The sequence below is a fragment of the Desulfotomaculum defluvii genome (assembly GCF_054657375.1).
This window is the reverse complement of the sequence record NZ_BAAHYV010000007.1, coordinates 1,008,888-1,035,793: the sequence shown is the minus strand read 5'-3', so window position 1 is coordinate 1,035,793 and position 26,906 is coordinate 1,008,888. Positions and strand designations below refer to the sequence as shown.

The window sequence follows — 26,906 nt, the reverse complement described above, 5'->3', positions numbered from 1 at the left end:
GAGGTATTGTCCATGAGAATTGAAAAACATCCAATACTTGACTTTAAGACCGGGGATAAAGTTATGTTTACTTTTGATGGCAAGGTACTGGAAGGCTATGAGGGAGAAACCATTGCCTCAGCCCTGCATGCAGCGGGAATAAGAACTATGCGAGAAAGCGGACATTTACATCGTCCTAGGGGCTTGTTTTGTAACATAGGAAACTGTTCATCATGCCTAATGATCGTAAATGGGGAACCCAATGTCCGTGTTTGTATAGAAAAATTACGTGCAGGGATGATTGTCGAGACCCAGAAGGGGAAGGGTGAATTAAAGTGAAACAAGCCGAAATTGCTATAGTTGGCGGTGGTCCAGCAGGTTTGGCAGCAGCTAATCATGCTGCCAGAGCCGGGGCTCATGTTATATTAATAGATCGTAACGACTATTTAGGTGGTCAACTAATTAAACAAACACACCGTTTCTTCGGTTCAAAACAGCAAAGAGCTTCAGAACGCGGAATTAGTATCGCCAGGGATCTCAATGACCAAGTGATGGAAAACCCCAAAATTCAAGTTATGACAGAGGCCACAGCTTTAGGCTATTACGAAGATGGAGTGTTGTTAGTTGAACAATACAATAAAATAATAGCGATCAAACCCCAAAAACTAATCATTGCCACTGGTGGAGCGGAAAAAACCTTGTTATTTACCAATAATGACCTACCGGGTGTATATGGTGCAGGTGCTGTACAAACCCTAGTCAATGTTTTCGGAGTAAAACCCGGTAATAAAGTTCTCATGGTTGGTGCAGGTAACATCGGCGTGATTGTAAGTTATCAATTGCTGCAGGCAGGCATTGAGGTAGCAGCCATTATTGAAGGGGCACCTAGAATCGGTGCTTACTGGGTTCACGCGGCAAAGGTGGTGCGAGCAGGTATCCCAATATTAACTAGTCATACAATTCTCAAGGCTCACGGAGAAAAAGAAGTTAGTGGTGCAACCATAGCTCAAATTAATGAAAATTGGCAACCTATACCAGGAACAGAAAAGGAAATTGATGCTGATGTTATTTGCTTGTCTGTTGGACTTACCCCTATTACTGAATTGTTATGGCAGGCCAACTGTAGGATGGTCTATGTTCCAGAACTAGGTGGCAATGTACCTATGCGAAATGAACAATTGGAAACATCTGTGCCAGGTATTTATGTAGCTGGTGATGCTGCTGGGATAGAAGAAGCTTCAGCTGCCATGATGGAAGGTTCCTTGGCTGGGTTGAATGCTGCCGAAAGTCTTGGTTACACCAATGAAGCCTTAAGACAAGATAAGAATAATTTCAATAATCAACTGGCAGGGTTACGTTCTGGTCCAGTGGGCGAAAAGATTCGAAATGGTTTGGCCCAAGTATCACTTTAGTTAATAGCCATCAGCAAAGAAGATTTTCACACTTTATTTAAGTTGTACAAGTAAAGGTAGGAGTGATATTCCATGTTGTCCAAAGACGGTATTGCAACACCGGAAAACGTGGCCTTGGTGTTACCACCGGTAGAACGCTTGGCCCGAGGCCCCGTTGCCATAGCTGAGTGCTTTCAAAATATACCTTGCGACCCTTGTTATCATAGCTGTAAACAGGGGGCAATAAAAGAGTTTACTGATATTAATGATCGCCCCCAGATCTTGTTTGACCTATGTAATGGTTGTGGAACATGTATGAGCCGCTGTCCGGGTCTGGCCATATTTATTGTGGATGCTACTTTTTCTGAAAACGAAGCTTTAGTAAAAATACCCTATGAATTTTTACCTATTCCCGAAGTAGACGAGACAGTGACGGCTATAAACAGAGCTGGGCAGCCGGTAGGGAAAGCCCGCGTTGTACGTGTACAGAATACTAAAATTCAAGATAGGACTGCCATTGTGTGGTTAGCTGTACCTAAGGACTTAATGATGGAAGTACGGCATTTTAAAGTTCAGGGGGTGAAATAAATGTGTCAAAATAATGATAAAGATCTTACAATCATATGCCGTTGTGAGGATATCACAATAGATGAAGTACGTGCCTATATCGAAAAGGGAATTACTGACTTAGAACAATTAAAAAGGTTATTACGTGTTGGTATGGGACCCTGTCAAGGTAGAACTTGTACCCCCTTAATTGTTAATGAAATAGCTAAAGCAACTGGACAGCAAGTTAAGGACATCCCTCTAACGGTATCTCGTCAACCAACCACAGCAATAAAATTGGGGGTTTTAGCAGGAGGTACCGATTATGAATAAGACCGCAAATTATGTCATTGTTGGCGGCGGCGTTATAGGCTGCTCCATTGCCTATAATCTGGCTAAAAAAGGTGCTAAAAATATTGTTTTAATTGAGAGGAAGTATCTTACCAGCGGTGCCACTGGTCGCTGTGGTGCCGGTGTGAGGATGCAATTTGGTACTGAAACCAACTGTCTATTGGCCAAGCACAGTGTTGAAATGTTTGAAAACTTGGAAGAAGAGCTTGGTTATGATGGAAGTATCGAGTTTAAACAAGGTGGCTATCTATTACTGGCATATACAGAAAAAATGGTTGAACAATTTCATAAAAACCTGGGTGTTCAACATCAATTGGGTATTCCCTCCCGTTGGGTTACGCCCGAAGAAAGCAAGGAAATTGTACCACACCTAAACACCCAAGGGTTGCTGGGCGCTACCTTCTGTGGTAAAGATGGTCACTGCAATCCCTTCAAAACCACTGATGCCTATGCCAAGGCAGCCCAAAAATTGGGGGTTGAAATTTTAACCTATACGGAAGTCAGTGAATTGTTAGTACATGCAGGGAAGATCAAAGGAGTCAAGACAAATAAAGGAACCATTGAGTCACCGGTGGTTATTTTGTGTGCTGGTGCCCATTCCAGGGAGCTTGCTCAAACCATCGATATTGATGTACCAATTACTCCGGAGCGACACCAAATTCTGGTGACAGAACCAGTGGAACCGCTGCAGGGACCCATGGTGATGAGTTTTTACCACGGACTTTACTGCCAGCAGGTTCCCCACGGCGGCTTTGTAATGGGCATAGGGGACCCCAACGAACCAAAGGAGTACAATTCTAATGGCAGTTGGCAGTTCCTTCATGAAATGGCTGCAAAGGCCACATTCTTATTGCCGCCCTTAGCAAATCTAAGAGTGGTGCGACAATGGGCTGGTCAATACGATTTGACACCGGATCGCCAGCAAATTTTAGGTAGTATGCCAGGCATTGAAGGTTTTCATCTAGCTGCTGGTTTCTCTGGTCATGGTTTTATGATTGCTCCTATGACAGGAAAATTAATGGCTGAGCACATCTTGGGAGAAACAACCAGTTTCCCCATAGGAATGTTTGATTTCTCCCGTTTTGAACGGGGTGAGCTATTTGTTGAACCATCAGTGGTATAGTACCAGCAGTACCAGCGGGATTTAAATAAAAAGCAACTTGAAGGAGGATCTTATGAAAAACTTTGCAAATGAACCCTTTACCAATTTTGCCCTACCTGAAAATTCACAGGCTATTAAGTCTGCCCTTGTTCAAGTACGTCAAGAATTGGGGAAAACATATCCCTTATATATTGGACAAGAAACAATCTATACCGATGATCTAATTATTTCTACAAACCCTGCCAATGAAAATGAAATTATTGGTAAAGTGGCCAAGGCAAGCTTGGCTCAGGCTGAGCAGGCCATAGAAACTGCCCATGAAGTCTTTAAAAGTTGGTCTAAGGTAGCACCGGAAGAGCGAGCAATGTATTTATTTAAAGCTGCAGAACTTATGAGGCAAAGAAAACACTATTTTTCTGCTTGGTTAATTTTAGAGTCGGGGAAAAACTGGGCTGAGGCAGATGCAGACACAGCAGAGGCCATTGATTTCATGAATTTCTATGCCCATGAAATGTTGCGCTATGCTAATCCTCCCGAGTTGGTTCCAGTTAATGGTGAGTATAACAAAATGAAATATGTCCCTCTGGGGGTAGGAATTGTCATTCCACCTTGGAACTTTCCCCTGGCAATTATGGCAGGTATGACAGTGGCATCTGTGGTAACTGGTAATACTGTTGTTCTCAAACCAGCCAGTACCACACCGATTATTGCAGCTAAATTTATGGAACTACTTAAGGAAGTTGGTTTACCCCATGGGGTAGTAAACTACCTGCCTGGTTCTGGCGGTACCATTGGCGATTATCTGGTTTCCCATAAATTAACCCGTTTTATCAACTTTACCGGTTCCAAGGAAGTAGGACTAAGGATAAGCGAACTGGCTGCCAAGGTGGCTCCAGGTCAAAAATGGATCAAGCGAGTTGCTGCTGAAATGGGGGGCAAGGACTCCATTATTGTGGATGAAACCGCAGATTTGGTTAAAGCAGCCCAGGGAATTGTTGCTTCAGCCTTTGGTTTCCAGGGTCAGAAGTGTTCTGCTTGTTCTAGGGCCATAATTGCGGAAAGTGTCTATGAGGAAATCATTGAGAAGGTACTGGCACTAACCGCAAAAATAACTATTGGCTCCCCGGAAGAAAACTTTGCTGCAGGACCTGTCATAGAAAAAAGGGCCATGGAGAAAATTTTAGAGTATATTGAAATCGGAAAAACAGAAGGTACACTAGTATTAGGGGGCGAGAGATTTGGTAATCAGGGTTGGTTTGTAAAACCCACCATTTTTAAAGATGTAGCACCCACAGCTAGAATTTCTCTGGAAGAAATCTTTGGGCCAGTATTGGCATTAATCAAGGTAAAGGATTTTGCTGAAGCATTGGCTGTTGTAAACAACACAGAATATGGCTTAACCGGATCGCTATATAGTAGAAATAGAGAAAACATCGCCAGGGCTAAGGAAGAATTTAATGTTGGAAATCTGTATTTTAATAGAAAATGTACTGGAGCACTGGTGGGGGTTCACCCCTTTGGCGGTTTCAATATGTCCGGCACCTGTTCAAAGGCAGGTGGATATGACTATTTGGGCTTACTAATGCAGATGAAAATAACCTCAGAAACCTTAGGCTAATAGCAATTTTTGGCCAGACAATTGTACTACTGCTTTTTCAGGGAGTGTCGCTACTTTTTGTAGCAAGTGACACTCCCTTTATTATCTTTATTTGGATGATCAGGATAATCTTCATAGAGATGGTGAAACTAACAATGGTGATTATATGAAACTATGGCAAATGATCAAGAAAACCTTTGAATACAAACCCAATACAGACAGGGAGGGTTTTATTCTTAAAGAGACTCCAGAAGAAAAGGATCAGATTAAAGAAGAAAACCAGAGTAATTTTAGTGAGCCTAGGGACAAGACTAGGAAATCAGAAAATAGTATTCGTTTTAAAAAGCCAAATAAGGTTTCCCGTAAAGAAATTAAGACAGATCAAGAAAGCAGAGACGTAGAACCTCCCCATCTAGAAGAGCAGAAGTCGGAAACTAATAAACACTCTACGGCAGCGGAAGAGGATAAAAAGAGTAACGGGCTCCAAAAAGGCAAAAGACCCCTTAAAGTATCTAAGGCACAACAGGATCGGGATCGTAATAAGATTAGTGCCTACCTAGAGGTAAATAAAAAACGTATCGAAGAAATATATGATATTCCCAGCAATAAAGATTTTATCATACGTGAATTTACCATTGCCTTAACCCCCCCTGTTCAAGCCTTTGCTTTGTTTATGGAGGGACTTAGCGACAAAGCAGTAATAAACCAAAACATCCTGCAGCCAATGATGCTTTTTTCCAATTTTCATGAAAAAGTGGACGGGTATTTGCTTGACCATATCCGAAAGAGGATAATCACAAGCAATCAGGTCAATGTCCACAGTTCCTTTGAGCAGGTTGTAGGGGGGGTAAATTATGGCTCCACGGCAGTTTTTATTGATGGGGTTGACCAAGCCTTGCTGGTGGAAACCAAGGGCTGGGAGCACCGGGGTGTCGGTGTCCCATCCAATGAACCAGCAGTTCGTGGACCACAGGAGGCCTTTGGAGAAACTTTTCGTGTCAACACTGGTTTGGTGAGAAAGCACCTAAGATCTGCCAAATTAACTACAGAAATGTTTAAGGTGGGTAAAGTATCCCAGAACGATATAGCCATAATGTACCTGAGGGACAGAGTAAACGAAAAACTGCTGCAGGAGGTTAAAAGGCGTATAAAATCCATTAGGGTCGATGGAATAGTGGACAGTGGTATTTTGGAACAATATATCGAAGAAAGACCCTGGAATATAGCCCCTCAAGTAATGGCCACTGAGAGACCGGACCGGGTAGCCTATATGCTGCTAAGGGGTAAGATAGCCATTTTTTTGGATGGCAATCCCTATGTTCTACTGGTTCCCACCACCATGTTTGATCATTTGCATTCACAAGAGGATTATTACCTGCGCCCATTGTACGGCACCTTTCTTAGGCTAGTCCGAGTTGTTGCCTTTTATATTAGTTTTCTTACCCCTGGTGTTTATCTGTCTATTATATTGTTTCATAAAGAGATGATTCCCACTGAGCTATTATTGGCCATCACCGGAGCCAGGGAAAAGGTACCCTTCCCAAGCATTGTAGAGGTTATCATTATGGAGGTCTCCTTTGAGCTGATCCGGGAGGCAGGACTTCGGGTACCAGGTTTGATGGGAAGTACCATTGGCATTGTGGGTGCCTTAATACTAGGGCAGGCAGCGGTACAGGCCAATATAGTTAGTCCTATACTGGTGATTATTGTAGCTGTTACGGGTTTAGCCTCATTTGCCATTCCCTCCTACTCACTACAGTTTTCCCTCCGTATTATCAGGTTTGCCTATATTTTTTTAGGAACGGTATTAGGCTTTGTGGGGATTGTTTTTGGTTTGTTTATTCAAATGCATATGATGGCCTCTTTAAAGTCCTTTGGAGTACCCTATCTGGCACCCATGTCACCCACCACTGGTTCTTCCGGGGATGTAGTTTTTCGTACTCCAGTCTTCGCCTGGGAAAAGAACCCGGACTTTTTAAATACTAAGAAATCAAGGTTTCAACCTAAAGTTGCCAGGGGCTGGGTTAAGGATAAAAATAAGAGTAAGACTTAAGGGATAGCTGAAAGTTGGAAAGAGGAAAGATAAAAGACTTCCATGCTGTTAACGGTACTATTAATAATCAAAACTTTGTGTCATCCTGGGAGCAAGTGCCTCGCACACTGGCACCATTGAGTGACAGAGCTGTATTCAGGATAACAAACGGCTAATAGCTAACAGCTAAAGGCTAACCGGAAAGGACGAAGGTCAATGCTGAAGGAAGGGAAAATTGGCATATACGAGGGTTTTGCCCTGATCTTCATATCAAACATATCTAGTCTGTTTTTGGCTTTACCTTCTAGATTAATTGAAGATGGTAAATCTATGATATGGCTTACCTTTTCAATAGTTATCTTAGTAACATTGTTTAATTTAATCATCGTAGGGTTGTTAATGAAGAGACATGCCAATACCACCATTATTGAGGCCAGTGAGCAGATACTAGGTCGATATCTGGGAATTTTAATCAGTATTATCCTAGTTATTTATTTTATTTTGCGTGAGGCATTTCTCATTCGCAGCTATTCAGAGGCCTTTTTGCTTTCGGCATTATCAAGAACCCCCATAAGTATAGTTTTAATAATAATGACCACGGCTGCATTGGTCAGTGCCTATTATGGACTGGAGGTCATCGCCCGGGTAGCCCGAATCTCCTTAACCTTTATTCTTCTCGGCCTGCTAACTGTTTTATCTTTAACCATTCCTAACCTTAATTCTAGCTACATCTATCCTTTGTTTGTGGAAGACACCCTAGGGGCTATCAAAAAAGCAGTAATAAACTATTCTGTTACTGGTGAAGTGCTAATGCCGGCCCTTATCCTGCAAACTATGGGGGGGTGGCGTTATGCTTTCAAGATTAGTTTTTGGGGTGTATTTTGCGGTGCCTTAGCGATTCTCATTACTACGATTATTATCTTATTAGCCTTTGGTGTACAGGCTGGATCAGAACTAACTCTGCCCTTTTATGAAACGAGCAAACTAATTACGATAGGACGTTTTTTTCGGAGAATGGAACCAATTTTTTTGCTGACTTGGGCCATGGTAGGGTTTATTAAAACAGCCCTGTTGTTGTATTTGTCAACAGTCATATTGTCCCGTATTTTTAAACTGTCGGACTACCGCCCACTCTTATGGATTACTGCCCTATTATGTTTTGTTATTGCCATTTTGCCACCAGATTACCCTACCACCCTAGAACTGGAAGGACTTATGCTGGGAACCATAGGTTTTATACCCTTACTAATTGTTCCTTTATTCTTACTTATAATTTCAGTTGTGCGCAACCTGGGAGTAAAATCTGAGCCACCCGGTAAAGAATAGCCGTCAGCATGAAGCTATGGGCTAATTGTGCATTTTTATGCTATCTGGGAATGGGGGACTATAGCAATGGGTAAACAGGTGTACAAAATACTAAGTATCATTGTATTATTGCTTTTTATATCTCAGCTTTGCGGTTGTAGCGGCGGTCGGGAAACCGATGAAGTGGCGATGGTGCTGGCCGTTGGTTTGGACAAAGGTAAAGAATCTCCCCTGGAAATGACCGTTACAGTGGCTAACCCCAAGGTTTTTGCTGCTGGAGAAGGAGGGGGAGGGGGCCCGGAGGAGCCCTTTATCACAGCCAGTGTGGAGGGACCCTCTATTTGGGAATGTTATCTTCTTTTCAATACCTTCGGGACCAGGGAAATGAGTTTTCTCCATACAACAGCCTTTATATTTAGTGAAGACCTAGCCAAGGAAGGACTAGATAAATACCTGCATGCACTACTGCGTCAACGGGAAGTACGAAGAAATAGCCAAATACTAATTTGTCGAGGCACAGCAAAGGAGTTCATGAAGAGTAATAAACCAAAACTGGAATCATCCCCAACCAGGCAATATCAGTCCATGGAACGGCTAGCTAAACTAACAGACTTATCTCCGGCTTCTAATCTGCATGAATTTTACTCAACTCTCAAATCCCTGCATAGTAGCCCTGTAGCAACCCTGGTTGGAACAAATCTTGGTGGAATAAAAGCTTCAAAGGATAAGACCCCACTAAAGGTACCCTATGTGTCAGGGGAGGTGCCCCAGAAAGGTGGTACGGCAGCCGCTGAATTTGTTGGCTCTGCAGTTTTTAGGGAGGATAAGTTCGTCGGAGAATTAGATGGTACCGAAACAAGGCTTATGCTTTTGATGCAGGGAGGGTTTGAGATTTCAACCTTTACCCTAAGAGACCCTAAACATCCCAATGATGTTATTGCTTTGCGCCTGAGACAGGCCAAGAAACCAAATATTAAAATAACAAGCACTAAAGAAAAAATTTCTATCCATGAAACCATCTATCTGGAGGGAGAATTTCTCTCTATCCAGAGTGGAGAAAGTTATGAGGATATCAAAACAAAAAAAAAAGTTGAACAGGCCTTTGACAAGCGAATGGAACAGTTATCCTATGCTTTAATTGAAAAGACTAAAGAGCGGGATTGGGGGGATATATTTAATTATGATCTTTCATATAGAAGACAGCTTAGTACCTGGGAAGAATGGGAACAATTAAAATGGAAAGATTTATATGATACTGCCGAAATAACTGTGGACTACAAAACTAATATAAGGCGACCGGGGCTTATGAGAAAAACGAATTACATTATTAAGGAGTAGATAAAATGGATTACCTGTTAGCCCTTATCCCTATAATCATAGGGGTTTATACCTTTAGCTTTGTCCGTTGGCTTTGGCAACAAAAAAATAAGCGAGGGGCAGTGGGTACCTTTTTATTGACGGTGTTTACCCTGACTCTTTCCTTTTATGCCATATTTATCAGGCAGCCCTTTTAGCTGTTAGCCATTAGTCGTTAGTCATTAGCCATAAGCTATTTTTATGGTAGTTTAGCCAATAGCTAAAAGGTAATGACTAAAAATAAAAGCAAGTAGCAAAAGGGAGGATAAATTCTCCTATTAGTGGAATATAATAGTTTGGTATATAATAAGGGGATGTGATTTATCTTTGGAAATAAAGGTTCAGCCTAAACCCTTAGAAGGTACTGGAGATTTATCTTCTGAATTGCATAGGCTTTTTACCGAGGATTGGGGTGGGCCAAAGAGTGCCCTAGCCTTGGCCTATCTCCGGGATATCGTAATCCCTGATATAATATATTGCTTGAAAAAAAACTGGCACCTATTGGCTAATCCAACCTTTAATGAAATTCTTAGTGCTAAGCTAAATACACAGTTTGCATATCCCTTAGTCTTTGCCACAGGATTGACTAAAGATATACTGACCTGTGCTTGTCGAGTATTAGGTGTTAGCCCCTTAGCAAAGGATCATCCCTGGGAACCCTGGGAAATTATTCAAAGAATGTTTACCATTGGCTACAGCATCCCGGATATCATACATAAGACAGGTTACCCAGAAGCTTATCTCAATATATATCAAAAAAGATATCAAGAATTTCAAAACATTGTAGAAATCATGGGAAATCCCTCAGAAGAGCAAGTTTTATCCTACCAGGAGATGGAGGGAGTAGGTATTGATCTAATTCGTTTTATGTATGATTTTCAGGGAAGATTCAAAGTAAATGAGAATTATTACGAAAGACTTTACGCAGAACAGATTATAGTTGATGCAGAACTAAATATCGATCCAGAAAAGCTTATCGATCTTTTTGAGGGGCTATTTGAGGTGGAGAGACTTATGGGTTCCGGACGTTATGCTGATTTACTCAAAGGCTCGAAAACTGCTTGGTTAACGGGTGAGAGTTACTGTACTAAGACCAAGGGTTATGGACTTTTGCATGATTGGTCAAGAAAACAAATTATTAACTTATTGGATCGATTAATAGATGAAAATCTTATTTTAGTGGAACCAGCTCAAGAATCTGTTTTAACCCTTTCTGAACAGGCTGCTAGTTTAATTGTACCTCGGGTAGTACCCGGACTGGCTGATGAAGTACAGAATATATTACGAAGTAAAGCACGGGATAAGATATCTCGTAGTACTGCCGTTTTACAGGGAAAGAATCCCGAGGTGACTATCAATGTTATTCAGGAGTTGGTTAGCCGGGGGGACATTGGTGTTGTTATTTGTTTTAAAGCATTACAGCGCCGCGTACCAAAAAAAATATTTCTACAACTTATCTGGGCCTGTGGCCAATTGGGGGGTAAAGATGCGGTAAGTTTGCTTAGTAAGACAATTTTAGACCGTGATAGTCTGGTTCGGTTAAAAACCTGTCAAGCTATGGGTGAAATTGCTGACCCCTCTTTTTATTTTGCTTTAATTAATTCTATAAATGATACTGTGGCAGAAGTTCGGGAACAAGCAGTCGTAGCCTTAAGCAAACTAAAGATGCCCAGTGCCTTAAAACACTTGGAACGACTAATTAATAACCCCGAAGAAACAGCACAGGTTAAAAGGGCAGCCAGAGAGACAAAGGCGGTTTTGGTTAACGTAAAAGGGAAAAATGAATAATATTATATATTCGTAGTGACTTGACGGACTATTTTGGCAAATGAGATAATAATATAAGCGGCATATTTCACATAAGAACATTTTTGGAGGTGCAGAATTGATAGAAAAAGAATTAGTGATTATTGGAGGAGGTCCCGCGGGTTATGCGGCGGGTCTTTACGCAGCACGTGCTGATATAAATAGCGTTTTAATCGAGAGGGGAATGCCAGGGGGGCAAGCTGCGGCCACTGAGTGGATCGAGAACTATCCCGGTTTTCCTGGAGGTATTGGTGGAATTGATCTAGCACTGAAAATGGATGAACAGGCTAGATCCTTTGGTTTAGAAGTTATGACCGCTGATGTAGAACAAATTGAACAACAGGGCAAGGAATTTGTGGTGTCCACCAGCCAGGAAACTATTAAAACAAAAACCATTATTTTAGCCTGCGGTTCAAAGCCACAATTTTTGGGTGTAGATGGTGAACAAAAATTTCACGGACGAGGTGTTTCTTATTGTGCCACCTGTGACGGTGCCTTCTTTAGGGATAAGACCGTTGCTGTAGTAGGTGGTGGGGACGCAGCTGTGGAGGAAGCCTTATTTCTTACAAAGTTTGCTGCCAAGGTGTATATTATCCACCGTAGAGGAGAATTGCGTGCCACTAAGCTGATTCAAAAACGTGCCATGTCTAATGAAAAAATAACTTTTATTTGGCATTCAGTGGTGGAAGATGTTCTAGGAGAAAATCAGGTAGAAGCTGTTAGAATAAAAGATGTCAGAACCGGTGAACTATCTCAGGTTGCAGTGGATGGTGTATTTATTTACGTTGGTACCGCTGCCAATTCAGATTTGGTTAAAGATAAGGTAGAAATGGATGCACGTGGATATATTTTAGCCAATGAAAAAATGGAAACCTCTATTACTGGGTTATATGTGGCAGGAGATATTAGACAAAAACCTCTTAGACAAGTTGTTACGGCTGTCGCCGATGGTGCCATTGCTGCTATGGAAGTGGAAAAGTATCTGGCTTCACTGGAAGATTAAAAGTAAAAAAAAGCTGTATCTTTTTTTAGATACAGCGAGAAAGGGAGAGGAGATTAGGTTGAGAACTCAACCTACTTAAATTAGTATAACCAAAGAGTAGAATTTTATATGGTTTGATAGTAGAAATTATTTGTTACAGCTAATCATTCAAGCCTTTAGCCATCAGCCATTAGCTTTTAGCTTTGGGTCACTTAAGTTGGGTCACTTTAGTTTAGTTTTTAGCTATAAGCCTTAGGCCATAGGCCTTGGGCTTATTATTTTCATATCCGAACAATATGACTTTCTTGTGAACATATGGATGCTTGCGAAGGTATGGAAAGGGTTATTACTACGCAAGGGAGTGGGTAGTTTTCGTGAAACGTATCTTAGGGATTGTAGCTTCACAGAGAATAGTTGGAAATTCAGAGATTTTAGCCAAGGCAGCCATGGAAGCAACAGGGCCGGACAACCATATGGAACTGATCCGACTGCAAGATCTTAATATCAAGCCATGTAAGGCTTGTTACAGTTGTCTACCACCTGATGTCCCCTGTCATATTCAGGATGACCTTAATTTTCTGCTCAATAAAATCAGAGGTGCAGATGCAGTGGTATTAGCTGCACCGATCTACTTTTTAGGACCCCATAGCAGTATTAAGGTACTTCAGGACAGGTTTCTCTCAGTAAGCAATAAATTTCAGGAATTTGCCGGAAAACCTTGCATTACAATAACTAGTTACGGTGTACCCGGTTGGGAGGGTTATGCTCAGGAAGCTCTAAATCTTACTGCTAGGTTTTTGAATCTCTATCTTGTTGATAGTGCTAAATTTCTTGGGGCCAATCCTGCTGAAGTTTTAGAAGATCCTAGGAACCTAGAAAGAGTTAGACAGTTGGGACGTAGTCTAGTAGATCCCAGTTATCAGCGAAGTGCCAAAGAGTATGAGTGTCCAGTTTGTTGGAGTGATATTTTACGTTTTGATGGAAAGAACGTAACTTGCCCATTCTGTGGCACAAAGGGTGAAATTAGAATAGAGGGGCAAGAAATAAAATATATCTTTAATCCTGAGGCCAATCATCGTTTTAGTGATGAGGGAAGACGCCATCACTTTGACCAGTTTCTTAATAGCAAAAAACAAGAGTTCATTGCTAAGAAGAAACATTACAAAGAATTGCAGGCACCCTATCGTTCTCTCAATTGGTGGGTAAACCGCCCGACCAGTGAATAATACTTATTGATTTAAACGCCTATACCCTTGGCCATGGGCCGTGAGCTAAAGACTCTTAGGTTAAATCATGTGCAAAAAGTTCTAGGTCCAAAAGTTTTTTCTTTTAAAATTGTCACCTAACCAAATAAAATGGCATAATTTAACAATTAACCAATGCGTTTATAGTTTTGCAATAAAAAGGAGTGCAAAACAGATGGTTAGGCAAGCAAATAGGGAGTTTGATCATCCAATTTTATATTTGTGCCCGGAATATTTATCACAGGGTGATGGAACTTTCATCTCTTATATTAACGGAACTCAACACACTGATCCAAGAAATATTCGTAGTATTCGGCGTGCCCTTTGTAAACATTTTACATTGGATTATACAGCGTTACGAAATAAATGGAGAGGACATTGTGACATAGGAATTCCCCCTTTAATGCTGAAACCAGGATATGTTTTAATTCCAGTAAAAACCCGTATAGCACGTTGTAAAGGGGATCCTTGCTATGCCTATGTAAATCTCTATTATATTGATTCCGTAGTTAAAAGAGATAAACCAGACGGGCGATCAACAATTAATTTTACAAACGGTAAAAATCTAGGCTGTTATAACAGGGTGAAAACTATTAAGAATAAGATAATGGTAGCCAAAAGTATGGACGAAAAATCTCAGGCAACTGAGAACAAAGACCAAGCTCTAGAGGAGATTTTAATTTTATTTAACAAAATCCTTCGTCAGGAAAAAAATATGTGAATATCAATTAAAGCTTTAAGTTCATAAGTGACTCTACAACTTATTCTTGTTTATGCATGTAAAATCCGTGGTTAAACTACTATTAGGTTAATTTTTATCGAAGCTGGAGTTGATAAGAGTGAAGCTTACTTTCTTAGGCCATTCAGCATTTTTACTGGAGTCTCAGGATGTTACCATTGCTATTGACCCTTTTTTTAGCGGTAACCCAGCAGCGCCAAAGGATATCAATGTTAAGCCAGATTACATTCTTGTTAGTCATGGACATAGTGACCATGTTGGGGATGCGGTAAATATAGCCAAAAATTTTTCATCTACCATTGTTTCAGTTTTTGAATTGGCAAACTTTTGTGCCAGACAGGGGGTTAGTGTACATCCTATGCACCTTGGTGGCTCCTATAATTTTGGCAGCTTTGAGGTAAAACTGACTTTAGCATTACATGGAAGTTCCTTTGGTGGTGACCAAGGCCCCGCTGAGTATTTAGGAAATCCCTGCGGGTTTTTAATTCAGATTGGAGGTAGGCTGGTTTACCACGCTGGGGATACTGGATTATTTGGGGATATGAGACTTATTGGGGATTTAAATTCCGTTGATGTAGCACTTTTACCCATCGGGGATAATTTTACTATGGGTCCAGTGGACGCCCTGGAAGCTGTTAAGATGTTAAACCCACGCAAAGTTATACCCATGCACTATAATACTTGGCCTTTAATACACCAAGATCCTACTGCATTTAAAAAATCAGTGGAACAATTTACTACTGCAAAGGTTTTGATCATGGAGCCCGGTGATTCCATAGAAATATAAAATAATCCTGGCCGATACAGCCAGGATTATTTACTAGAAAGTTGATGAATTACTTATTTTTTACTGTGTATATATTGATAAGTAACATCTGCTATAAAGAGCAGTTCCTTAATTAGTTTACGCATTGTGTTACACCTCTTTTCGGTAATCGTTAGAGATCCTTGCTATGCTTAAATTTTAACCCCGGAAGAGTTATTAGTAAAATATAGATGTCGTGATGAGGTCTATAAGATAATACTTATATGGGATGAGCCGTTAAAAATCCCATCGCAATTTGATTTTTGTAGGGAACACCACGGGGGCGTTCCCTACAAAATTTATTTATTCCAGACTTAGTTTTCTTACCCCCAGAGCATAGTGTGCCCAAAGTGTCTCTTTCACCATTTCTATTTTATCTTTATTACACTCTATTATAAGTACAACTTCAGGTGTTTTTTGATTTCCTTGTCTATTAGAATATTTTTTGGTCATATACAGTTTAATGATTAGTCCAAGAGCAAAACCTCCAAGCAGACCCACTAGTGCCCAGAATATAGGTCCCTGTTTTAGAATAAAGCCATAGATGGTACCAAGAAGCATCAGTATTGTCCCCAATATTGCAGCAAGGTCAATCAGACTAAGCCCATCAGAAGAATGCATAGTATCAAAGAGCTTTCTTTCCTCAGCTCTCTTATCCATTGATACTGCAAGAATATCTTCTTTTTCTATCCCCTTCATTTGAATTGCTGAAATAGCCTTCTCTAAATAAATCGAATGTTCAAATGTAGCAATAATATGCAATTTATCACCTCTATTTGCCCTTCTCTTAGATGGTAAATTAAAATTTTTATGCTCATAGTTCCTTTTAAAGAATTTTGACTGTTCCCAATCAAACAACTTGTTGTTTTCAACTGTATTCGTATAAGCATCATACATAGCAAACAGATACACTGAGGATATATTTAATAGCCATTGGGGGTCAACAACTTCTTTTGCCTGTTGAAAATCACCGACAAAAGTGTAGTGAATCGCTGGAAGAGTTCTGGAAAAATAGAGAATAGCAATCCACCAGATAAGGGTGAAAGAGGCGGTGGCAATCCTGTGGATATAAATTTGGCCAGCACCGGGCATCAGCAAAGACCATAAAGACGAGATCAAGGGGGATCTTTTATCCAGGTAATTAAACTCCATTGCGCTTAAGTTAAAAGGTCTAATTTCCGCATCTTCTCTTGCTGCTAATATGTAATTATTATTAATATCAACAGTTGTTCTATAGCTATCCCAAATAGAAAAAATATATATGGAACAATAAAGTAGCAGCCATTTTGTATCTAATACTTCTTTTGCCAGTTCATACCTGCCTGTAAAAGTATAAAGAATTGCAAGGTTTACGTGTGCATTTACATTGACTACTACTTCCCACACAAACAACAGAAATCCCCGAATGTATTTAGATAACAGTATGTGTCCCAGCCCTGGAAATGCAGCAGACCACCAGGCAATTACATAAGGATTTCTTAAATGCAGTTGTGTTGTACCAATGATACTTACATATGCTACCTGACGTCTTGAATTTGAATTATTTGAGTTCATTATAAAGTCCTATCATGAAAATTGTAATCCTTTATACTTTTTAATTTTTATACCAAAGCCTCTCACCAATATATTTAACAAATATTCCAATAACAATATAAATAGGGAAAGAATATATATACCTCCAAGAATATAGTCGATACATATCCATGAGTGTTAGTAAAGGTTCCAAAACAAAAGAAAAGATGGCAGAAGAAATCACTACAGATATAATGAAAAGTTTCCATTTTCTAAAATACTGAAAAAGAAATATAAACAGAATTGGAAGAGCAACAATGTCGATCGGTTGAAACCAAGAAAAGATCCAAAATATGGTATAAGGGTAACCCCACCAACTTAATTCTGTCCCAATTAAATCCAGCATAACTGAAATTATTAGTACAAAGGAGCCCAATTGGATTAGCTCTCTGGATCTATTTCTGTCCAAAAATAAATATAATAATAACCAGGAAACAATTACTAAGCCAACTAGTAACCACCATTGATAAGTTAAGAAAACGTGTTCTAGCCAATAACTATATTCCAGGGACATATGTTTATTTCTACTTTCTAAAACTTGAGCGAAATATAGATTCTTGTTGAGTGGTTCAATTGACATTAGAAGCCCTCCGAAGGATTAATTATCACAACTAAAGTAGGACCTATAGAATTAACCACCTTTTTATTACAATAGTGGCTTTCCTAGGAAGTTATGGTATACTTATTCATTAATTTCCAATATTTTATGATTTCCTTAACTTAAATATATTATTAACTTGATCTCTAATCAAAGGTTACTAACCTCTTATATTTGTTATATTAAAAGTGACAAAAACCAGCTCCTTAAGAGCTGGTTTCTCTCTTCTAACTATTCTTCCCAAACCTTAACTTCTTTCATTTTAGAACCTGATTTTATCTGGTCAACAAATTCCGTACCTTCAATTACCTTACTAAAGACAGTATGTATGCCGTTTAAGTGAGGTTGTGGTTCATATACGATGAAAAATTGACTACCACCAGTATCTTTACCAGCATAAGCCATGGAGAGGGAGCCACGTTCATGCTTATGGGGGTTTGTTTAATTATTACACTTCCCAACTGATCCACCAGTACTATTTAACATACTCGTTTCCAACCAGTACGTTTGATATAACCTCTGTTGGTATAACAAATTCTACAACTCCCATATACCCAGGAGCCACCTCATACTTATCAAATGAAATTACCAATTTACCTTCTGGATTGATATAGAAACTTTGTTCTTGAGCGATTTTTTTAAATAGGTTCATAGATAATTCCTTTTCTATCCCTTCGACCCAATAATACTTATAATTATCAACTTTATGTTGCTCGATCATCTGCTTTTTTATATTAGCGCTAATAATATCAATATAACTATCATCTTTAAATAAACTTGGTAAAGTTATTAAAACTTCTTTTTTCTTATCTATTGTATCGTACTTAAATACTGTTGATGAGGAACCTACCGTATTAACAACATAACGACCAATAGAGAGTAGTCTGTCATTATCGGTTTTTACAACGTATCCGCTATCTACACCTAAATGCCCCCCGCCATTTTCCTTCAAGTCTTTCATTTCTACTATAAATTCATCATATAGTTTTTTATTTTCATTTTGGTATTTTTCATTTAAGCTACTTTCTAGGTGTTTATTTACCAAGCCGTCTATGGCAGGGACTTTAATATCTGCATTGTAACTGTCTTCGTTTATTTTGTATTCCCTAAATGTCAACACCTTAACAACACTACCAACAATCGGTATTTCAGATGCTGTTTTAGCAATAGCTGGATTAACATTAATTAATGCTATGAGCAGAACCACAGAGGCTGCTATCGAAGCCATTATCTTACTTGCTTTGCTAAGTTTATTACCCTTAGGAGAACTATTTACGAAGCCATTTGTTAATGCTTTTTTTACTACATAGTCCAGTTCTGTAGGAATTGGAATATCCATGTATTCTTTCTTCAATTGCTCCAGGTTTTTATCTTTCATGCTATAACCTCCCTATCCTCATCCTTCATTTGTATCCGTAACTTTTCCAAAGATTTATACAAGCGAGTTTTTACAGTGTTTACATTTTCGTTGAGAATTTCAGCAACTTCTTCTATTTTTAAATCCTCAAAATATCTTAATATCACCACACTACGGTAATTTGCAGGCAAAGCATCCAGTGCTCTTTGCAAGTCAATATCTTGATAATTGTCTATGACACCATCATCAATACTTGACAGCGTTTTTTCGTCTAAAACACCTATCTTTTTTTGTTTTCGTAGAAAATCTAATGAAGTGTTTACTACAATCCGATAGAACCAAGTTTTTATATGACCTGTATTTTTAAGTGATTCCAATGACGAAAGGGCTTTATAGATAGACTCTTGAACAATATCTAGAGCATCGTCAGTATTTTTCACATAACTAAAAGCCAGTCGATAGTGCTTCTCCTTATGCTTAATAACATAATCTGAAAATTGTTTATTCAAGCTACTCTTATTCATCCTCCTGTAACACTCCTTTAGTGCAGATACGTATCTTATTTTGTATACACTAGTTAGACGCAGTAGGTATGTAAAAAAGTTTTAAGGTTTTGTAAGTGGAAATAGTTTAATTTGTGGTTATAAAAAAAGCTCATTTCTATTTTTATATCCAGTTTTTTGTGCATTTTTAGCTTATGTGACATAAGATAGACAATTAAATATAGAAAACCAGCCTTTGCTAGGGCTGGTTTTCTATAAATTTCTGCTATTATCCATATTTTAACTACATCCGTTGTAATGCAATTGGTGTGCGATAGTGTTTAATTAATTCCAGTAATGGGGGTTTGAAAAATGGACTTTATGTTATTGTTATCCTTTTTGGGCTTGGCTAATTCTTACTTTAATGCCTGGCCCCGCTTTAGTTATATCACTAAGTAAGAATAAAACGAGTTAGTAAATCAACTGCACATTAAACTCATTTCACTTGCTAAGAAAATATTTTGCCAGTTTAACAAATTCATCTTTATTTGATAGCAACGCAGGATGTCCGCCCTCATCAAATATGTGCATTTCTCCACAACCCATTTTCCCAATGAGTTTCAAGTAGGTCTTTATATAAAAATCAGAATCAACTAATTTGATAAACTCATCTTCTTTGCTACCTGTGAGTAAAATTTTCGTATGCAATCTGTTTAATGGCTTGTGAAAGAAATTCCCTATGTTCTTTGCATGTTCGTAAATAGCAATTGTGTCGTTATCAACAACACTTTCCCAATCCTCTCCTTGCATTGCATAATAAAACATTTTACTAACCTTATCTTGTTTTGAGGTTTCTCGTTCTTCTACTATATTTTGAACAAACTCTTGCAAGGGAACTTCGCCCTCAAAACTATCAGCAATTACTTTATGCACTAAATCAGGGCGTTCTAAAGCTACATTGATAGCTACCAATGCACCACCGCTACTGCCAATTAAATTTGCTTTTTTATACTGTACTTGTTCTAAAAATGCTATTACTTGCAATGCTTCATCAAACCATAAATCTGTTGCAAATTTTTCAACTCTATCTGATTTTCCATGCCCAAGAAAATCTATGAGTACAACTTTATAATCCTTTGCAAATGGCTCCACCATATCAGAAAACATTTTTGAAGAAGCAGTATTTCCATGTAAAAAAAGCAAAGGTGTACCTTCTCCATGTTCTTCATAGTAACATGACTTATCGTTATATTTAAAATAAGGCATTTATATCCTCCATTCGACATTTTAATCTTTACAGAATACCGAACATCCTCATTTTTAACCACCTCCAGTTTAAATAACTGGTTCGTTATATCCTACAAATATTAATTATAGCCTATTCTTCATTTGCTGTACAAAATTTAGCAAATGTGTCATGCGTCAAACAAATATAATTAAAAAACCAGCCCTTTAAACAGAGCTGGTTTTCTGGTTTATTCTTCCCAAACCTTAACTTCTTTCATCTTAGTACCGGGTTTAATCTGATCTACAAATTCCATTCCCTCAACTACTTTACCAAAGACAGTATGTACACCGTTTAAGTGTGGTTGTGGTTCATATACAATAAAGAACTGACTACCACCAGTATCTTTACCAGCATGGGCCATAGATAAGGAACCACGTTCATGCTTGTGTGGGTTGCAGCTGTTTCACATTTAATGGTGTAGCCTGGGCCATCTGTACCTGTTCCATGGGGGCAACCATATGGTATTAAATTAACTACTGGAACTAATTAAAATATGTCGCTACATTATTGTTATATTCATCAGAACTATCACTTACCCATTATTCCAATGTGAATAGTTTTCTAGTTTGGTTTTTTGTAATTACTATACTCATTGCATGTTGATGTGGTATTCCTGACGAATTACAATCAAAAATTACTTCAGAGCTACTCTCTATAAACCAGTCGTGGTAATGAGATAACAACTCACCGGACTTCCAAACGTAAGCATTAATTTCTTTTTCAGGAGGTGGGTCTATAAAAGGTTTTTGAACAAATACATTAAAAAAGTGCATTCCATTTTTGTTCGTATGTTTCTTATAATTTTCAAATATTTCTTCTCGATATTCAGGATTTATATAATGCAAAACCCCACTTGAAAACAGAATATCAAAATTTGAAGTTAATCGAAAATCCAAAATATCTGCCTTAAATACCTTTATATTTACCCCAACCATATCAGCAAGTTTTTTGGTTTTCTCAATACCTAAATCGGAAATATCAAATGCTGTAACATCGTAACCATTTCTTGCAAAAAAAACGGAGTCTTTTCCTTCACCACAACCAATATCTAATATCTTTAAATGCTTGGTAGGTGGCATTAACTCAAGTACTTGGTAACATGCTGAATTGGGTTTAACCCCCCAATAATATTCTGGGATTGCATATTCTTCTTCATAAATAGTTACTTGTTTATCATATGATATATATCCTAGTAATTTATCAACGCTTACTTCTAAAACCTTAGATATCTCTGGTAACAATATAATATCAGGCAATGCCTGTGCATTTTCCCACTTGGAAACTGCTTGGTAAGTAACCCCAAGTTGTTGTGCAAGTCCTTCTTGAGTTAGTCCTTTTTCTTTTCGGTATCGGTTAATATTTTTTGCGAATTTATCTTTCAAATATTTCACGCTCCCTTCTAAAACAAATTCTAACGCTTTATATATCTGGCCAACAATAACTTATAAGTTGATTTTTTAGAATTATCAACTGCAAGTTGAATAAGAAAAACAAGTTAAATAGTCTTGTATCGGTTAGCTAATAGATGATGTATATTTTTAGCTTATCTGACATAAGACAAATTAATATCACACAAAAACCAGCCTCTTAAGAGCTGGTTTCTCTTTTCTAACTATTCTTCCCAAACCTTTACTTCTTTCACATTTTAGTACCAGGCTTAATCTGGTCTACGTATTCCATACCTTCGGTTACTTTGCCGAACACTGTATGTACACCATTTAGGTGTGATTGTGGTTCATATACAATGAAGAATTGACTGACGCCGGTATCTTTACCAGTGTGAGCCATTGATAAGGAACCGCCTTCGTGATTATGTGGGTTACCTGCTGTTTAACACTTAATTGTGTATCCCGGACCGCCCATTCCTGAACCATACGGGCAGCCATATGGTATTAGATTAACTACTTAAATAAAGTAAATTATATGGCTAATTAATGAATAGTTTAAATAATATCTTAAAATTAAAAGAAGGAGTATATTTAATAAAACAGTACTTAATATTGATAATCAAATCGAAAGGAGGCTACCGATAATTGTTTTTATTTTGGGTAATAGCAATTTCTGCTATTATTGTTATACTGTCTTTTCTTAATGATTTTAATAGAAAAACAAAATATAAGATACTTGCATTTTTTTTTGTTTTAAATGTTGTTGCTGCCGTGGTTTATATAAGTGTACTTACATATGGTAGAGTGACTTCTGTTATGGATATTATTATTTCTGTTATTATAATTTTACTAGGTGGATATGCCAATAGACTTATTGAAAGAAAGATTAAATAGCAATATGATATGAGCAAAAAAGATTGAAAAAACCAGCCCCTTATATACAGAGCTGGTTTCCTATTTATTCTTCCCAAACCTTTACTTCTTTCATCTTAGTACCGGGTTTAATCTGATCTACAAATTCCATTCCCTCAACTACTTTACCAAAGACAGTATGTACACCGTTTAAGTGTGGTTGTGGTTCGTATACGATGAAGAATTGGCTACCGCCAGTGTCTTTACCAGCATGGGCCATAGATAAGGAACCTCTTTCATGCTTGTGAGGGTTACCAGCAGTTTCACACTTAATGGTGTAACCAGGGCCACCTGTACCTGTTCCATGGGGGCAACCACCTTGGGCTACAAAGCCAGGTATAACACGGTGGAAGTTCAAACCGTTGTAGAAACCTTCATTGGCTAATTTTTCAAAGTTCGCTACGGTACCTGGGGCAGCTTCATCAAAAAACTCAATCAAAACTTTACCGCCATTTTCTAATTCGATACTACCTTTTTTCAAAAAAAGCGCCTCCTTTGTAAATAACTCTCATTATTCTACTACAAAGAATTGGTTCAGGCAAATTATGTCATAAAAAGTTTAATTAATTACAGGAAGAGCCATCAGCCGTTAGCTATTGGGCCTTGTGCCATAAGCCTTGAACTTTTTGTGTATGTTTTCTTAGGGGTCTTGAGCTCACGGCCCATGGCCCGAGTTGTTTTTATCTTAGGTATGTGAGGTTCAAGGTTCAATCTTGGGTGTTAGTTGGGATTTGATAACCTTAATTTGATATATAGCATCTTCCCAATGCTCTGGATCCTTTATTTGACTTTGCAGCCTTGGAAATTCGGGGTCATCTTTAATACCTTGAAACAATTCAGCCAAGGTCAGTAATTCCTTTGACCTTTGGGAGTCTGGTTGGGAACCAGTTAATTCTGTATAGCCTAACTCTTCTCTGGTTTTATACCAAAGTAAAACCAGGGGATGTAAATCAGCACTGGCCTCGGGATTCCAACTGTTAATTTTATGAACTTCTTTTTTTATGAATGCATGTCCCAAAGTATTCTCTAAAAGACCTAGAGCTTCACTTATTTCCATCTATTCAACCTCCTACATTCATTAATCCATATTTATTATACCAAAAGTGCTATACGGAAGTTCTAACCTTCTGTATAATTATTTTGACTTGGGTTAACTACCAGTTGAAAACAGGACTCTTAACCAAATACTGGGGGTAAAGAGGTATGCTGACCTTTGTGGCATTGGATTTGGAAACATCAGGGTTAAACTGCTTGCATGATGAGATAATTGAAATAGGTTTAGTCAAAGTTGTTGACGGTATAGAAACCGAAAGCTATACCTCTCTGGTTAGACCTAGGGGTGCACTGCCAGTTAGAATAAAACGTCTTACTGGCATAAATGATCAAGACTTTGTGAATGCTCCCGAAATTCAGGAGATTATGCCAGATATATTAAAATTTATAGCAGATTTTCCACTGGTGGGCCATAATGTTAAATTTGATTATGACTTTTTAACCGCAGCAGCAAAGCATCACCTATCGAATATTCTATATGACACCCTTGAACTAGCAAAATATATAATGCCAGATGTTTCAAGTCATCGCTTGGGAGAGTTATGTCAGTTTCTTAATATTTTAGTACCAAATCAACACCGGGCCCTTGATGATGCTCGGGGGTCCGCTATGCTGGCGATAAACTTATTAAAACAATGCGAAGAGTTTGAACCTGATTTAATTTGGCAGTTAAGCCAATTACTGAATCAAGCAAATTCTACGTGGCATTCTGTATTGGAAGCATTGAGCAGTAGGATGATCAAATTATTTCCTGACAGGAAAATTACATCCCCCATGCCTGGTGCTATTGATGAAGATAGGCCCAGAGAACGCAAGTCAGAACAAAAGGATAATATAGAAGCAGTACAATGTTTGACAGTTCTTGGCCAGGAGGGGTTATTAGAGAAAACTTTACCAGGGTTTCATTTTCGATCCCAGCAATGTGACATGATGGAATTTGTAATAAAGGGACTAAATGAAGCTAAAATAGTCTTAGTAGAGGCAGGTACTGGTACTGGAAAATCTCTGGCCTACCTTGTTCCTGCTATTACTTGGGCTAGGCAAAATAATGAACGTGTACTTATCTCCACCCATACCATTACTTTGCAGGAGCAATTATGGAATAAAGATATTCCCCTGCTAAAAGAGATACCTGAATACGAATTTAAAGCTGCCATTATGAAAGGTCGTAGCAATTATTTGTGTCTTAGGAGATGGCAGGCTTTAATGAATGAAACTAGCCATAACCAGGAAGAAGCGGTATTTTTAGCTAAGATATTGATATGGTTATATAAAACCAATACTGGAGATAAAGGGGACCTTATTTTAAGTTACCAGGATCTAGAATATTGGTATCGTATTTGCTGTGAAAGCGATGGCTGTCTTGGTAACCGCTGCCGTTACTTTAAAGAAAAATGTTTTTTTATGGCTGCACGACGTAGAGCTGAAAGGTCTGACATTGTAATTGTTAATCACTCGTTGCTTCTAAGCGATGCTAATACAGATAACATGGTATTGCCTTCATATGGGCCTTTAATTATTGATGAAGCCCATCATTTAGAAAGCTGTGCCACAGATCATTTAGGTAGAGCTATAACCCGAATGGAAGTATTAAGATGGTTAGCAGCATCCACAAAACTAATTAAACGGTTAGACCAAATATCTGTTATAAATGAAAATGGATTATGGGAAAAACTCATACTAAAATGCAATGAAACAAAGCACAAGACGCGGGAGACGGCTATCAGCTTTTTTGAACTGGTTTCCGCTTGGATCAACTTTAATGGTAACAACAAAGATGGGCGCTGTAGTATGCGCTTTGTACAGGAAGGTAAACTTGAAGGTAACCATTATATACCCCCTGCTGTAGACTCTGAATTGGATAATCTTCTGGTAAACCTTCGAACCCTTTGTCAGGTATTAATAAAAATTTCCGATCAACTGGAAGAGGGATCTGTTGTTACTGGAGAATTATCTGGCATCGCTCGTGATTTAGCGGCCTGGGCCTCTATAGGTCAAGACTTAAGCAATAATCTAGAATGGATCTGTAGGAACCATGAAGATGAACAAGTATATTGGGTAGAGGGGGGCGGCGGAACTCCTGAAGTAATATTTAGATCTGCTCCCATTGATGTTGGACCATTACTGTACGAGAAATTATTTTCTGAACCAAGACCTGTAATTTTAACATCGGCTACCCTTTCAGTGGGTGGGGATTTTAAACATTACAATAAAAGCATTGGACTTGATTATCTATCGCCAAACAATATACTAGAAAAACATCTGGGTTCACCCTTTAATTATGGTGAGCAATCGCTATTGTGCGTTACAAGGAATATTCCACAACCAGGACAAAGTACTGATAAGGACTATCACGATATTTTAGCACAAGCTGTTTTTCAGATTTCCTTGGCCGCCGAAGGTCGCACACTGGTACTTTTTACTTCTCATCGATCTCTGCGGGAAACCTACCACCGTTTAAAACAGCAATATGAAAATGAGGATATTTGTTTATTAGGACATGAACTGGATGGTAGCCGCAGGCGCTTAGTGGAGCAATTTATGGAAGGAAAAAGAACTGTTTTGTTTGGTGCCGCCAGCTTTTGGGAGGGAGTAGATATACCCGGTGAAGCATTGTCCTGTGTAATTATGGTAAAACTTCCCTTTACACCTCCAAATCATCCGGTCACCGAAGCAAGACTGCAAAAAATTGCCCGGTTGGGTAAAAATGGTTTTATGGAATATCAAATTCCCCAAGCTGTAATAAAATTTAAACAAGGTTTTGGTCGCCTTATTCGTGGACCTGAAGATAGAGGAGTGGTGGTAGTTTTGGATAGTCGTTTAGCTGAAAGAAAATATGGACATAAATTTTTTAATTCTTTACCTATAACTCATCATATCCGGGATAATTGGCTAGAAATTTGTAATAAAGTAAGATGTTGGTTGGGGACTGGAAAATAATTACCCTTTCTCTTTTACTAAACTGTTTACAGTGCTAAAATATAGTAGTGCAGAATATTGTAGCTTAAAACCAGTACGGGG

Annotated in this window: 26 protein-coding genes and 2 pseudogenes; 17 read left to right on the top strand and 11 right to left on the bottom strand. The window is 38.6% G+C overall.

Features of this window, described 5'->3' with window-relative positions:
• Positions 1 to 12 precede the first annotated feature (12 nt).
• From ACYQ03_RS12200 to ACYQ03_RS12130, 15 genes are all read left to right on the top strand, one after another.
• Entirely contained in the window at positions 13 to 318 is a 306-nt protein-coding gene (locus ACYQ03_RS12200; RefSeq protein ID WP_459910207.1) for a (2Fe-2S)-binding protein, read from the top strand.
• On the top strand, positions 315 to 1,391 hold the full coding sequence (locus ACYQ03_RS12195; RefSeq protein ID WP_459910206.1) for an NAD(P)/FAD-dependent oxidoreductase: 1,077 nt from the start codon (positions 315 to 317) through the stop codon (positions 1,389 to 1,391). The genes ACYQ03_RS12200 and ACYQ03_RS12195 overlap by 4 nt, the downstream gene beginning before the upstream one ends.
• Positions 1,392 to 1,463: 72 nt before the next feature.
• Positions 1,464 to 1,958 carry a 4Fe-4S binding protein gene (locus ACYQ03_RS12190; protein ID WP_459910205.1) on the top strand — a complete coding sequence of 165 codons (495 nt, stop codon included), beginning with the start codon at positions 1,464 to 1,466 and terminating at the stop codon, positions 1,956 to 1,958.
• The gene (locus tag ACYQ03_RS12185; RefSeq protein ID WP_459910204.1) at positions 1,959 to 2,249 is read left to right on the top strand and encodes a (2Fe-2S)-binding protein; all 291 of its coding nucleotides are present in this window, start codon (positions 1,959 to 1,961) and stop codon (positions 2,247 to 2,249) included.
• The gene (locus ACYQ03_RS12180; RefSeq protein ID WP_459910203.1) at positions 2,242 to 3,390 is read left to right on the top strand and encodes an NAD(P)/FAD-dependent oxidoreductase; all 1,149 of its coding nucleotides are present in this window, start codon (positions 2,242 to 2,244) and stop codon (positions 3,388 to 3,390) included. Before ACYQ03_RS12185 ends, ACYQ03_RS12180 begins: the two co-directional genes overlap by 8 nt.
• Before the next feature lie 52 nt (positions 3,391 to 3,442).
• A complete protein-coding gene (gene pruA, locus ACYQ03_RS12175; RefSeq protein ID WP_459910202.1) occupies positions 3,443 to 4,987 on the top strand; it encodes an L-glutamate gamma-semialdehyde dehydrogenase in 1,545 nt (514 codons plus the stop codon).
• Between the two features lie 145 nt (positions 4,988 to 5,132).
• Positions 5,133 to 7,019, top strand: a complete 1,887-nt coding sequence (locus tag ACYQ03_RS12170) for a spore germination protein (protein ID WP_459910201.1) — start codon at positions 5,133 to 5,135, stop codon at positions 7,017 to 7,019.
• A gap of 195 nt (positions 7,020 to 7,214) precedes the next feature.
• Positions 7,215 to 8,324 carry a GerAB/ArcD/ProY family transporter gene (locus ACYQ03_RS12165; RefSeq protein ID WP_459910200.1) on the top strand — a complete coding sequence of 370 codons (1,110 nt, stop codon included), beginning with the start codon at positions 7,215 to 7,217 and terminating at the stop codon, positions 8,322 to 8,324.
• A gap of 66 nt (positions 8,325 to 8,390) precedes the next feature.
• Positions 8,391 to 9,641 (top strand): Ger(x)C family spore germination protein, encoded by a 1,251-nt coding sequence (locus ACYQ03_RS12160; protein ID WP_459910199.1) that lies wholly within the window; start codon positions 8,391 to 8,393, stop codon positions 9,639 to 9,641.
• Positions 9,642 to 9,646: 5 nt separating this feature from the next.
• On the top strand, positions 9,647 to 9,817 hold the full coding sequence (locus ACYQ03_RS12155) for a hypothetical protein (protein WP_459910198.1): 171 nt from the start codon (positions 9,647 to 9,649) through the stop codon (positions 9,815 to 9,817).
• A 169-nt stretch (positions 9,818 to 9,986) separates the two neighbouring features.
• Positions 9,987 to 11,447: a HEAT repeat domain-containing protein gene (locus ACYQ03_RS12150; RefSeq protein WP_459910197.1), complete on the top strand. Its 1,461-nt coding sequence runs from the start codon at positions 9,987 to 9,989 to the stop codon at positions 11,445 to 11,447.
• A 97-nt stretch (positions 11,448 to 11,544) separates the two neighbouring features.
• Positions 11,545 to 12,468 (top strand): thioredoxin-disulfide reductase, encoded by a 924-nt coding sequence (gene trxB, locus ACYQ03_RS12145; protein ID WP_459910196.1) that lies wholly within the window; start codon positions 11,545 to 11,547, stop codon positions 12,466 to 12,468.
• A 353-nt stretch (positions 12,469 to 12,821) separates the two neighbouring features.
• Complete coding sequence (locus ACYQ03_RS12140) at positions 12,822 to 13,673, top strand: flavodoxin family protein (protein WP_459910195.1); 852 nt, start codon at positions 12,822 to 12,824, stop codon at positions 13,671 to 13,673.
• 193 nt (positions 13,674 to 13,866) lie between these two features.
• A complete protein-coding gene (locus ACYQ03_RS12135) occupies positions 13,867 to 14,412 on the top strand; it encodes a hypothetical protein (protein WP_459910194.1) in 546 nt (181 codons plus the stop codon).
• Positions 14,413 to 14,530: 118 nt separating this feature from the next.
• Positions 14,531 to 15,217, top strand: a complete 687-nt coding sequence (locus ACYQ03_RS12130) for a metal-dependent hydrolase (RefSeq protein WP_459910193.1) — start codon at positions 14,531 to 14,533, stop codon at positions 15,215 to 15,217.
• Positions 15,218 to 15,538: 321 nt separating this feature from the next.
• Here ACYQ03_RS12130 and ACYQ03_RS12125 read toward each other — a convergent pair whose 3' ends face one another.
• The 9 genes and pseudogenes from ACYQ03_RS12125 to ACYQ03_RS12085 all read right to left on the bottom strand — a co-directional run.
• The gene (locus ACYQ03_RS12125; protein ID WP_459910192.1) at positions 15,539 to 16,789 is read right to left on the bottom strand and encodes a hypothetical protein; all 1,251 of its coding nucleotides are present in this window, start codon (positions 16,787 to 16,789) and stop codon (positions 15,539 to 15,541) included.
• 40 nt (positions 16,790 to 16,829) lie between these two features.
• Positions 16,830 to 17,387 carry a CBO0543 family protein gene (locus ACYQ03_RS12120; RefSeq protein ID WP_459910191.1) on the bottom strand — a complete coding sequence of 186 codons (558 nt, stop codon included), beginning with the start codon at positions 17,385 to 17,387 and terminating at the stop codon, positions 16,830 to 16,832.
• Positions 17,388 to 17,636: 249 nt separating this feature from the next.
• Positions 17,637 to 17,810 carry a peptidylprolyl isomerase gene (locus ACYQ03_RS12115; protein ID WP_459910190.1) on the bottom strand — a complete coding sequence of 58 codons (174 nt, stop codon included), beginning with the start codon at positions 17,808 to 17,810 and terminating at the stop codon, positions 17,637 to 17,639.
• A gap of 70 nt (positions 17,811 to 17,880) precedes the next feature.
• Positions 17,881 to 18,783 carry an anti-sigma-V factor RsiV gene (gene rsiV / locus ACYQ03_RS12110; protein ID WP_459910189.1) on the bottom strand — a complete coding sequence of 301 codons (903 nt, stop codon included), beginning with the start codon at positions 18,781 to 18,783 and terminating at the stop codon, positions 17,881 to 17,883.
• Positions 18,780 to 19,286, bottom strand: a complete 507-nt coding sequence (gene sigV / locus ACYQ03_RS12105) for an RNA polymerase sigma factor SigV (protein WP_459910188.1) — start codon at positions 19,284 to 19,286, stop codon at positions 18,780 to 18,782. Before sigV ends, rsiV begins: the two co-directional genes overlap by 4 nt.
• Positions 19,287 to 19,745: 459 nt before the next feature.
• Complete coding sequence (locus ACYQ03_RS12100; protein ID WP_459910187.1) at positions 19,746 to 20,510, bottom strand: alpha/beta fold hydrolase; 765 nt, start codon at positions 20,508 to 20,510, stop codon at positions 19,746 to 19,748.
• Between the two features lie 209 nt (positions 20,511 to 20,719).
• Positions 20,720 to 20,988, bottom strand: a pseudogene (locus tag ACYQ03_RS12095) (peptidylprolyl isomerase); the annotation flags it as partial.
• 83 nt (positions 20,989 to 21,071) lie between these two features.
• Complete coding sequence (locus ACYQ03_RS12090) at positions 21,072 to 21,914, bottom strand: methyltransferase domain-containing protein (protein ID WP_459910186.1); 843 nt, start codon at positions 21,912 to 21,914, stop codon at positions 21,072 to 21,074.
• 230 nt (positions 21,915 to 22,144) lie between these two features.
• Positions 22,145 to 22,416 (bottom strand): annotated as a pseudogene (locus tag ACYQ03_RS12085) (peptidylprolyl isomerase); the annotation flags it as partial.
• A gap of 149 nt (positions 22,417 to 22,565) precedes the next feature.
• Between ACYQ03_RS12085 and ACYQ03_RS12080 the strand changes: the two are divergent.
• Entirely contained in the window at positions 22,566 to 22,814 is a 249-nt protein-coding gene (locus ACYQ03_RS12080) for a hypothetical protein (protein ID WP_459910185.1), read from the top strand.
• Between the two features lie 64 nt (positions 22,815 to 22,878).
• Here ACYQ03_RS12080 and ACYQ03_RS12075 read toward each other — a convergent pair whose 3' ends face one another.
• Both ACYQ03_RS12075 and ACYQ03_RS12070 read right to left on the bottom strand, forming a co-directional pair.
• A complete protein-coding gene (locus tag ACYQ03_RS12075; RefSeq protein ID WP_459910184.1) occupies positions 22,879 to 23,313 on the bottom strand; it encodes a peptidylprolyl isomerase in 435 nt (144 codons plus the stop codon).
• 219 nt (positions 23,314 to 23,532) lie between these two features.
• Positions 23,533 to 23,889, bottom strand: a complete 357-nt coding sequence (locus ACYQ03_RS12070) for a hypothetical protein (RefSeq protein ID WP_459910183.1) — start codon at positions 23,887 to 23,889, stop codon at positions 23,533 to 23,535.
• Between the two features lie 146 nt (positions 23,890 to 24,035).
• Here ACYQ03_RS12070 and ACYQ03_RS12065 point away from each other — a divergent pair, with 146 nt between their 5' ends.
• Positions 24,036 to 26,825 carry a helicase C-terminal domain-containing protein gene (locus ACYQ03_RS12065; RefSeq protein WP_459910182.1) on the top strand — a complete coding sequence of 930 codons (2,790 nt, stop codon included), beginning with the start codon at positions 24,036 to 24,038 and terminating at the stop codon, positions 26,823 to 26,825.
• Positions 26,826 to 26,906 lie beyond the last annotated feature (81 nt).

Coding starts and splice junctions, on each gene's coding strand:
- ACYQ03_RS12200 (WP_459910207.1), top strand. CDS start 13: ATGAGAATTGAAAAACATCCAATACTTGACTTTAAGACCGGGGATAAA.
- ACYQ03_RS12190 (WP_459910205.1), top strand. CDS start 1,464: ATGTTGTCCAAAGACGGTATTGCAACACCGGAAAACGTGGCCTTGGTG.
- ACYQ03_RS12185 (WP_459910204.1), top strand. CDS start 1,959: ATGTGTCAAAATAATGATAAAGATCTTACAATCATATGCCGTTGTGAG.
- ACYQ03_RS12180 (WP_459910203.1), top strand. CDS start 2,242: ATGAATAAGACCGCAAATTATGTCATTGTTGGCGGCGGCGTTATAGGC.
- pruA (WP_459910202.1), top strand. CDS start 3,443: ATGAAAAACTTTGCAAATGAACCCTTTACCAATTTTGCCCTACCTGAA.
- ACYQ03_RS12170 (WP_459910201.1), top strand. CDS start 5,133: ATGAAACTATGGCAAATGATCAAGAAAACCTTTGAATACAAACCCAAT.
- ACYQ03_RS12165 (WP_459910200.1), top strand. CDS start 7,215: ATGCTGAAGGAAGGGAAAATTGGCATATACGAGGGTTTTGCCCTGATC.
- ACYQ03_RS12160 (WP_459910199.1), top strand. CDS start 8,391: ATGGGTAAACAGGTGTACAAAATACTAAGTATCATTGTATTATTGCTT.
- ACYQ03_RS12155 (WP_459910198.1), top strand. CDS start 9,647: ATGGATTACCTGTTAGCCCTTATCCCTATAATCATAGGGGTTTATACC.
- ACYQ03_RS12135 (WP_459910194.1), top strand. CDS start 13,867: ATGGTTAGGCAAGCAAATAGGGAGTTTGATCATCCAATTTTATATTTG.
- ACYQ03_RS12125 (WP_459910192.1), bottom strand. CDS start 16,789: ATGAACTCAAATAATTCAAATTCAAGACGTCAGGTAGCATATGTAAGT.
- ACYQ03_RS12120 (WP_459910191.1), bottom strand. CDS start 17,387: ATGTCAATTGAACCACTCAACAAGAATCTATATTTCGCTCAAGTTTTA.
- ACYQ03_RS12115 (WP_459910190.1), bottom strand. CDS start 17,810: ATGGCTTATGCTGGTAAAGATACTGGTGGTAGTCAATTTTTCATCGTA.
- rsiV (WP_459910189.1), bottom strand. CDS start 18,783: ATGAAAGATAAAAACCTGGAGCAATTGAAGAAAGAATACATGGATATT.
- sigV (WP_459910188.1), bottom strand. CDS start 19,286: ATGAATAAGAGTAGCTTGAATAAACAATTTTCAGATTATGTTATTAAG.
- ACYQ03_RS12100 (WP_459910187.1), bottom strand. CDS start 20,510: ATGCCTTATTTTAAATATAACGATAAGTCATGTTACTATGAAGAACAT.
- ACYQ03_RS12070 (WP_459910183.1), bottom strand. CDS start 23,889: ATGGAAATAAGTGAAGCTCTAGGTCTTTTAGAGAATACTTTGGGACAT.
- ACYQ03_RS12065 (WP_459910182.1), top strand. CDS start 24,036: ATGCTGACCTTTGTGGCATTGGATTTGGAAACATCAGGGTTAAACTGC.